A 1,683-nucleotide genomic window follows, 5' to 3' on the forward strand; every position below is an offset into this window, starting at 1 on the left:
CAACTGGGTGATGGGAGAGGCCAGCGACCTCAGTACCGTGGATTTGCGTCGGTTGATGACTGAGCTGCAACAGCGCTATTTCAGCGAGTATGCCGATGCCTGGAGCGCCGCCCTCAGCCAAATTGGCCTGCGGCAAACCGACAACCTCAAGCAGGATGCCGAACAGCTCGCGAACCTGACCTCCGCCCAGTCGCCGTTGATGCAGTTATTGCTGCTGGTGGGTGAAAACACTCGCTTGTTGCCCGCCCATGAGCGGTTAGGCAAAGCGGTTCAACAGGCAGGCGAATTGGGCGTGATCGCTCAGTTGGCGGTGGCAGAGGTACAAACGGCGGCATTTCCCGATTCTGCACGCCGCGCGCTGCAACGACGTTTCGAGCCCTTGCACCAGTTGCTGGACGAACAGCAGAACCCGAGTGTCGAGTTGACCCAGGCGCTGCGGCTGCTCGACGAATTGCATTTGCAACTGGCGGCGCTGAACCGCGAGGGCGCGCCGGAGCAGGCGGCTTTCCAGCGGGTAAAACGGCGAATGGAGGGGCAGCAGGATGTGCTGGGCAATCTGCGTGACGCCGCGGCACGGTTACCGATGCCACTCGCCGGCTGGTTTGAAGGGGTGGCTGACGACAGTTGGCGCCATTTGATGGAGGGGGCCTATGTGCACGTCAATCAACGTTATCAAAGTGAGGTATATGGCCTTTACGCCAAGGCGATTCGCCAGCGTTATCCGTTCAATGCCCATGCCACCAGTGATGTCGGCTTGAGCGACTTTCAAGAGTTTTTCAAGCCTCAAGGAGTCATGGCACGCTTTTACGAGGGCTACCTGAAACCGTTTATCAGCGTCGATGGCAATCGCTACAAGCTGCGTGGTCTGGATGGCAATGCCTTGGCCGTCAATCGTTCGTTGCTGGAACAGCTGACGAAAGCCCAGGTCATCCGGCGCAGCTTTTTTGCCGAGGAACAGGGCGAGTTATCGGTTCGATTCACTGTGGCCCCCTACAGCCTGGATCAATCGGTCAGTCGTGCGACCTTGCGCCTGGGTGAAAAGCAATTGGAGTATCGCCATGGTCCGATCGTACCCATGGCGTTTCAATGGCCGATGGAAGCGGACAATGGTCGCAGCAGTCTGATACTGGACCGGGGCACAGAGCAGCGGCCACTGGGTATCGAGAAAAATAGCGGGGCCTGGTCGTTGTTCAGGTTTTTTGACCTGTTGCAGAAGGAGCCGGCGAGCGGCCGTAACGCGCAGATATTCAAGGCGGACCTCGCCGGTTTACGCGCCAATTACCTGCTGACGAGTCAACGCACCCCCAACCCATTTGAAATGGACGCGTGGCGCACCTTCCGATTGCCGGAGCAACTGTGAGTCACATGCCTGTTCAATGGCGCAGTGCCGGGCGTACGCAGCAGGGCCAAGCCAGGCGCCGCAATGAGGACGCGTACCTCGACTGCCCGCAGCAAGGCTGTTGGGCGGTGGCCGACGGCATGGGCGGTCATCCGGATGGGGATGTGGCCAGTCAATGGGTGATCAGCAGCCTCGCATCATTGCCCCCGGTTGGAAACCTTGAGCAACGCGTTCGCGCGGTTCGGCAGCGCTTGCAAGGCCTTAACCACCACTTGGCGCGCGAGCATCGTGCGCCAAGCGTCGACGCCGCGATGGGCAGCACCGTCGTGGCACTGCTGCTTGAG

The 1,683-nt window shown here is 60.0% G+C and carries 2 protein-coding genes; both read left to right on the top strand.

Going from position 1 to position 1,683, the window contains the following annotated elements; all coding sequences use genetic code 11:
• The coding region (gene tssM, locus WBB95_RS25005) for a type VI secretion system membrane subunit TssM (protein WP_424490004.1) at positions 1-1,360 on the top strand (1,360 nt) is incomplete at its 5' end.
• Positions 1,361-1,365: 5 nt separating this feature from the next.
• Positions 1,366-1,683 (top strand): PP2C family protein-serine/threonine phosphatase (locus WBB95_RS25010; protein ID WP_424490005.1); only part of this gene is annotated, 318 nt, incomplete at its 3' end.

This window comes from Pseudomonas sp. (assembly GCF_049645325.1).
Taxonomy (GTDB): domain Bacteria; phylum Pseudomonadota; class Gammaproteobacteria; order Pseudomonadales; family Pseudomonadaceae; genus Aquipseudomonas.